6 protein-coding genes are annotated in these 6,725 nt (G+C 61.2%); 4 read left to right on the forward strand and 2 right to left on the reverse strand.

Annotated features, from left to right (window positions below):
• Window positions 1-34 precede the first annotated feature (34 nt).
• Both AB0O97_RS18580 and AB0O97_RS18585 read right to left on the reverse strand, forming a co-directional pair.
• A complete protein-coding gene (locus tag AB0O97_RS18580) occupies window positions 35-1,261 on the reverse strand; it encodes a HAMP domain-containing sensor histidine kinase (protein ID WP_363884683.1) in 1,227 nt (408 codons plus the stop codon).
• On the reverse strand, window positions 1,258-1,926 hold the full coding sequence (locus AB0O97_RS18585) for a response regulator transcription factor (protein WP_363884685.1): 669 nt from the start codon (window positions 1,924-1,926) through the stop codon (window positions 1,258-1,260). The genes AB0O97_RS18580 and AB0O97_RS18585 overlap by 4 nt, the downstream gene beginning before the upstream one ends.
• A gap of 407 nt (window positions 1,927-2,333) precedes the next feature.
• Between AB0O97_RS18585 and AB0O97_RS18590 the strand changes: the two genes are divergently transcribed.
• The 4 genes from AB0O97_RS18590 to AB0O97_RS18605 all read left to right on the forward strand — a co-directional run bounded on the left by AB0O97_RS18590 (window position 2,334) and on the right by AB0O97_RS18605 (window position 6,582).
• Complete coding sequence (locus tag AB0O97_RS18590) at window positions 2,334-3,056, forward strand: VIT family protein (RefSeq protein WP_363884687.1); 723 nt, start codon at window positions 2,334-2,336, stop codon at window positions 3,054-3,056.
• Between the two features lie 730 nt (window positions 3,057-3,786).
• A complete protein-coding gene (locus AB0O97_RS18595; protein ID WP_363884688.1) occupies window positions 3,787-4,383 on the forward strand; it encodes a recombinase family protein in 597 nt (198 codons plus the stop codon).
• Window positions 4,384-4,390: 7 nt separating this feature from the next.
• The gene (locus tag AB0O97_RS18600; RefSeq protein ID WP_060762478.1) at window positions 4,391-5,776 is read left to right on the forward strand and encodes a Mu transposase C-terminal domain-containing protein; all 1,386 of its coding nucleotides are present in this window, start codon (window positions 4,391-4,393) and stop codon (window positions 5,774-5,776) included.
• Window positions 5,776-6,582: an AAA family ATPase gene (locus tag AB0O97_RS18605; RefSeq protein WP_363884691.1), complete on the forward strand. Its 807-nt coding sequence runs from the start codon at window positions 5,776-5,778 to the stop codon at window positions 6,580-6,582. The genes AB0O97_RS18600 and AB0O97_RS18605 overlap by 1 nt, the downstream gene beginning before the upstream one ends.
• The last annotated feature ends 143 nt before the right edge of the window (window positions 6,583-6,725 follow it).

Below are 6,725 nucleotides of genomic sequence, written 5' to 3' on the forward strand. Positions count from 1 at the left end.
TTCTTTGCGGTTTCTTAGACGGGACTCGACTTCCTTAGCGGTTCCTGGCCAGGGGAAGAATAACGGCTATTGCAGCACCGCCGCCGGGCTGGGTGGATTCGATCACGATGGTGCCGTGGTGCTGAGCCGCGACCTCCGCGGCCAACGCCAATCCGAGTCCATAGTGGCGCGTGGTGTCCGGGGCGGTGGAGCCTGAGCGTGCCGAGGCAAACCGCTCAAAGGCCCGCTTTTCGGTTCCGGGAACAAACCCTGGTCCGTCATCGGAAACGACGATGCGGGCCTCGGAGCCCCGGGTTTCGACAGTGACGCCTACCGTCGTCTGGGCGTGGTCCAAAGCATTTGAGATTAGCGAGGTAACGATGCGCTGGAGTGCCACGGGCGAACCCAGCACGGTGACGGAACCGGCAAAATCCTCCAGATGAAGACGGATATTGATTTGGGATGCATGCGGTAACGCAGATTCCACGGCGGTAGCTGCAATGGCGACCAGATCGACTGCCGTTTGCGCAGTGGTTGCGCGGGGGTCGGCTGAAATGAGCAAGTCGTCCAGTATGCCGGTGAGCAGCTTCGAGTCTTCGACAAGGCGCGACACCTCTGTTGCGACCGCTTCGCGGGACAAATCTGTCTCCGTGCCAGAAAGCTTCCTGCGCAGCAGTTGGGCCCGGGTGCTTAGCAACGTCAGCGGCGTCCGAAGCTCATGGCTGGCGTCTGCAACAAAGCGTCTCTGCAGGGCCAAGCTTTCGGCCAAGGGGAGCATGGCACGCCGGGCCATCCATGCCGACGACGCGACAGCCAGCACCGCAGCCACAGCAACGGCAACAGCCGTGGCCCACACCACCCGCGACAGTGCCTCGCGACTCTCGTGGGTGTCCACTGCCGCCTGGACAACCCGGTCTTTACCAACCGCCGTCAGCACCATGTAGGTTCTGTCCCCGGCGGAGAGGCTTTCACGTTCTTCCACTCCGGTGGCTGCGACTCGGGCCATTGCGGAGGTGTCGGGAAGCCCCTGTGGCATGGCGTGTGAGCTGATGGCTCTGTCGTCGTCCAGGAAGGATACGAAAACTCCCAAGGGTGCGTCGCGGGGCGAATCGATCCGGGTCGCATCTTCCAAGGCTTTGTTGGTGGATTCGGTGGTGCTGGCCGCAACGATGGAATACAGCAGGGCGCCCATGAGGACCAACAAAAGCACCGTCAGGGCGGTGAATTGCACGGACAAGCGGATTGCCGCGCGCCGGAGCTCGGCCACGTCGCGCGTGTTCACGCCAGTGGCCCCAGCGTGTATCCAAGTCCCCGCACCGTCCGAATACAGGAACGGCCCAATTTTTTGCGTAGGTAGTGCACGTAGGTGTCAACTACGCCGCCCTCGTCCGCATCGGCGAAGATCGATTCCAAGAGCCCTGCCCTGGTGAAGACCTGCTGGGGCCGGCGGGCAAGGTGCTCCAGGAATTCGCATTCCCTTTCGGAGAGTGCTATCCGTCCGGCGCCGTCGACCGTGGCTGTCCGGCTACCGATGTCAAGCATCCCGCCTGGTATGCGAAGCATGGCCGAGGTGTCGGGGTGGCGCCTGATCAGGGATCTGATGCGGGCCAGCAATTCGTCAAGGTCGAACGGCTTGCTCATATAGTCCTCGGCTCCTCGGTCCAAGCCCTCCACACGGTCCGCGGGGTTGCCCAGTGCCGAGAGAATAAGCACCGGGGTGGAGATCCCCTTCGAACGCAAACGCTCCACCACGTCGAGCCCTTCAATGACAGGAAGGCCTCGATCCATGACCATGACATCGAAATGGCGGGTGAGCCCCTGGTGCAGGGCACGTTGGCCATCACGGGCCACCACAACGTCGTAGCCCTCCCCTTCGAGGAGGTCTTTCAACATGGAGGCAAGTGCCCCGTCATCCTCCACCACCAGTACGCTGTGTTCTTCAGCCATAATCTGAAGTATATGGTCCGCGGTAGCCATGACACCTTGCCATTCCTGCCTAGTTCATAATCACTGTCACACCAACGCAGCACAAATTCGCCTCCACACTGGACGGGGTTCGCCATTCCTACACGTTCCACAGTGTCACTCCCAAATTTCCGAGGGTGAACCACCTTGTTGAGCAAAGAACACACCGCACCACGGCCGCCTCTCGGAATTGAGCGTTTCGACAAACGTTAATCACGAAATTGGGCTTTGCACCACGCTGGTGTTTTAGCCACTCCGAGCTCACGGGGAGAACCGGATCACGCCAGCTTCGCCGACCCCATCGAGAAGGCTAACCACGACAGCGGGGCCTGCTTAGGTTTGGCTATCCATGGTGGTTGCCGGGACCCCCGGCATGGTTAGCTGATGCCATGAGTGACACGACGAGCGCCCACCCTCATGAGCCGCACGATGCGAACTTCGCTGAGCGCCTGAATTGGCTTCGCGCTGGAGTACTCGGCGCCAACGACGGAATAGTTTCCGTCGCAGCGACGGTCGTCGGCGTCGCCGGAGTCACCAACGATCCAGCCCCGATCCTTGTGGCCGGCATGGCCGCCGTCGTCGGCGGTGCAATTTCTATGGCTCTGGGAGAGTACGTCTCTGTGAGCAGCCAGCGTGACAGCCAGCACGCATTAATCGAGAAGGAACGTCGGGAACTATCCGAAGACCCCGAAGCCGAGCTAGCTGAGCTGGCCGGACTATACGAAGCCAAGGGACTGAGTCGGGGCACCGCTGCACTGGTGGCCGAGGAACTGACCAAGCATGACGCCCTGGCAGCCCACCTCTCGGCGGAGCTGAACATTGATCAAGCCGAAGTTGTCAATCCGTGGCATGCCGCTTATGCCTCGGCCGCCGCCTTTGTCGTGGGTGCCGTCTTGCCGATGCTCGCCATCATGTTGCCACCTGCGGGTTTGCGAGTACCAGTGACGTTTGTTGCTGTCCTAGTTGCCCTAGGTCTGGCGGGGATGCTCAGCGCCTACATCGGAGGAAGCTCCAAGCGCATTGCTGCCGTCCGTCTGGTTGTGGGCGGGGCGCTCGCCCTTGCAGCCACATATCTCGTCGGTACCTTGCTCGGAGCCAGTGGAGTCGTTTAACTGTCCGAACAGCATGCCCAAAAACCTGATCCGAAACAGGATGTTCAGTCAACCTGGGACACTGGAATGTCGCCAATCAGGACGGCTCGCCCCTCTTTCGAGGAAGGCAGTCAATTACTTGAGGTGACATCTCGATAAGTGAATCTCCGCAGGAGACGACGGTGTTCTCAAATCGCCATTTTGCCCGCCCCACGAATTTCAAATTTCTCGGCCGATATGCAATTTTCAGCCGATGTAACTTATTCGACTGCTGTCGAGCTGCGAAGGATGAACACGTCGCAAATGTCGGGCGGAATCAGGCCATGCATGGCAGACACGCCCAGCCCGCGACATTGCTCTCCGAATCGACTGGGCGCCCTCGGCAAGACGCAATCGACGATGTCTTGGCGGAGAATGAGGTTCTCAGCATGGCTATGCTTAACTGCCTGACCGAGGAGCTCGTCCATGCACGTCAGATCAAGTGGGTTCGACCCCGATAGACCAGAAGCGGATCATCCTCATCAGGGGCGGACGCACCACCCTTGCATGGGTCAGCGATCTCGAGTGATCGGGCGCTCAATCGCGACGCACCTATCGCACAAAACTAAAGCTTTTCGAGACACCCCAAACGGCCCCCGAGCCGCGAGAAGAAGTCGCGGATTCCCAGCACCCAATCTGTCTCGGAAACATGTCTTACCGCAAAGTGTCTTTGCTCTGCCTCTGCTAGCAGTTATTGAGGCAGAATGGCGGTGTGAGACATCTCGGGTACACACGGGTCAGCACCAGAAGCCAAGACGCGAAGTTGCAGGTTGACGCTCTGGTGAAGTCAGGTGTGCAGGAACGGGACATTTTCACCGACGTCACCTCTGGCAGCCGGACCGCGATCTCACGCCCCGGAATGAAAAAGCTCCTCGAGCACGCCCAGCCCGGTGACACCGTCGTGGTGTGGCGGGTCGATCGACTCGGCCGGTCCCTGATCGATGTGCTGAACACGGTGAAGCTGCTCCGGGAGCGTGACATACAGGTGAAGAGCATCTCGGATGGGATCGACCCGTCGACGACGTCGGGCCGGCTGATGCTGAACATGCTCGCCACCCTGGCCGAATACGAACGCGAACTGATCACCGAGCGGGTGAACGCAGGGATCACAGCTGCCCGAAACGGCGGCACCAAGTTTGGTCGGCCCTTGTCCGATCCCACGGTCGTAGCCGACAAACTCAAGCTCGTAACTGAGGCCCGGGCGGAGGGCCGCACGGCGGAGGATGCGGCGAAACTCGTCGGATGGAGTCGAGCCACTTTGTACCGGCATCAGAAGGCCCTTGCGGCCCGCGAGAGCACCAAGGTGTAGGTGACTTGTGGATGCGGCCGAGCGGTGGCGTGTTCTTCGGCTTCATGTCGAAGACCAGATCCCGCTCGCGGTTCTCGCTCGGGAGACGGGGATTTCCGCTCGGACTCTGCAGCGTTGGAACCAGCTCTACCGGGCGGGCGGCGTCGCATCCCTCGACCCTCATGCGCGTATAGACAAAGGTGTCCGACGAACCTCAGCAGAGACGGTCGCGTTCATCGAACAACTGGCACTCAGTCGGCCGCGCCCTAGTCTCGCCACGCTGCATCGTCTCGCCGTCGCTGATGCGCGGGCGCGTGAGCTGCGGGCTCCGAGCTATGCAACTGTGCGGCAAATCGTCCGGGCACTCGATCCGGCTCTTGTCACTTTGGCGCTGGAGGGGCCGGTCTCGTACCGAGACAAGCACGAGCTCGTCTTTCGGCGCCGCGCGGAACACCCGAACCAGACCTGGCAGTCCGACCACACTGAACTCGACATCCTCGTTCTCGGCGCTGACGGGAAACCTGACCGACCGTGGCTGACGACCGTGATGGACGACTACTCCCGTGCGATCTGCGGATACATGGTCTTCACCGGCGCCCCATCAGCTCTCAACACCGCCCTCGCCCTCCGGCAGGCGATCTGGCGAAAGACCGACCCGGCGTGGGCGATGTGCGGCATTCCCGACATCCTGCACGTCGACCACGGCTCCGACTTCATCAGCCACCACCTTGAGCGAACTTCGATCGCTCTGCACATCAGGATCATCCACTCGACCGTCGGCCGACCACAGGGGCGCGGCAAGATCGAGCGGTTCTTCGGCACCATCAACACCGAACTTCTGGCCACCCTCCCCGGCCACCTCGGACCCGGCAGCCGGACGCCAACTCCGGTCCTCGACCTTGCCGGACTCGACCGTGCGATCGGCGGATTCATCGGTACCTACAACGACCGGTCTCATAGTGAGCTGGGGATCTCGCCGCGTGACGCCTGGGTCGCGGACGGGTGGTTGCCGCGGATGCCGGACAGCCTTCAAGAACTCGACGGTCTGCTCCTTACTGTTCCGAAGAACCGGGTTGTGCAACGCGACGGCATCCACTTCCAAGGCCAGCGCTACCTCGCCCCAACCCTGGCCCCGTTCGTCGGCCACACCATCACGATCCGGTACGACCCCCGCGACCTTTCCGAGATCCGCGTCTATGACCGGGACACGTTCATCTGCACCGCTATCGATGAAGCCCACCCCAACCTGCGCCTCAGCCTTCGCGACATCGAAACGGCCCGCCGCGCCCGCCGCAAGCAGCTGCGGCGAGCCATCAACGACCGCATCCCGACCGTTGCCACTCGCGAGGAACCTCGCATCCCCGAACCGACGAAGCGGCGGCCGAAGCTGCGCACCTACGAAGAGGACGAGTGATGAACCAAGCATTCATCGTGACCAAGGAACACCGGCGATTCACCGAGTTCGCCAACGCTGTCCGCAAGGAGAAGACGATCGGGATTTGCCACGGCGCCGCAGGCGTCGGGAAAACCAACTCCGCTCGCCGCTACGCAAACTGGGACGCCCTCGAGCCCTACATCACCGAATGGGGACCCCGCGGGGACCACGATGCAAAGTTCTACGCCCTCGCGAACCGATCCCGAACCGTCTTTTACACGCCCGAAGTCCTCTGTCGGCCCAAAGACCTCATGCATGACATCGACTACTGGCAGATCAAAGTCGGCATCTGCGCCGACGAGCACATCCACGCCAACGAACCGACCCCACGAAAGATGGGAAGTATGACCAGCCACGTTGAGCTGCTCATCATCGACGAAGCCGAACGACTCACCCCGACCGCACTCGAGCTGCTTCGTGACAGGCACGACCGAACCAGCCTCGCGATGATACTGATCGGGATGCCGGGCATCGACGAACGATTCCGCCACTACCCCCAGCTCTACAGTCGGCTCGGGTTCTCACACCAATACCGGGCCCTCGGACGCGAAGAACTCCTCTTCGTCCTCGACCGCCATTGGAAGCGACTCGGCAGGACTCTCGACCCTGACGACTTCACCGACGCGCAAGCCATCGCCGCCATCGAACGCATCACACGGGGCAACTTCCGCCTCCTCGAACGACTCTTCCCTCAGATCAACCGGGTCCTCAAGATCAACCAACTGGACACCATCACGGACGACGTCATCGAGGCCGCCGCCAGCATCCTCGTCATCGGCAACTAGCGACACGAAACGATCACAGAACACCGCCAAAAAGCGCCAAACTCCACATGTCACCTGTCAGAGTAAAGTCATGTCGTCGATTTATTGACACACGTTGCTGCGGGTCATAGATTTCATCCTGACAGTTTCAATCGTGGAGGTAC

It is taken from the genome of Specibacter sp. NPDC078692, assembly GCF_040686835.1.
Taxonomy (GTDB): domain Bacteria; phylum Actinomycetota; class Actinomycetes; order Actinomycetales; family Micrococcaceae; genus Specibacter.

What these genes read in the sequence shown, in the direction of transcription:
- AB0O97_RS18585 (WP_363884685.1), bottom strand. Translation starts at nt 1,926, where the DNA reads ATGGCTGAAGAACACAGCGTACTGGTGGTGGAGGATGACGGGGCACTT.
- AB0O97_RS18590 (WP_363884687.1), top strand. Translation starts at nt 2,334, where the DNA reads ATGAGTGACACGACGAGCGCCCACCCTCATGAGCCGCACGATGCGAAC.
- AB0O97_RS18605 (WP_363884691.1), top strand. Translation starts at nt 5,776, where the DNA reads ATGAACCAAGCATTCATCGTGACCAAGGAACACCGGCGATTCACCGAG.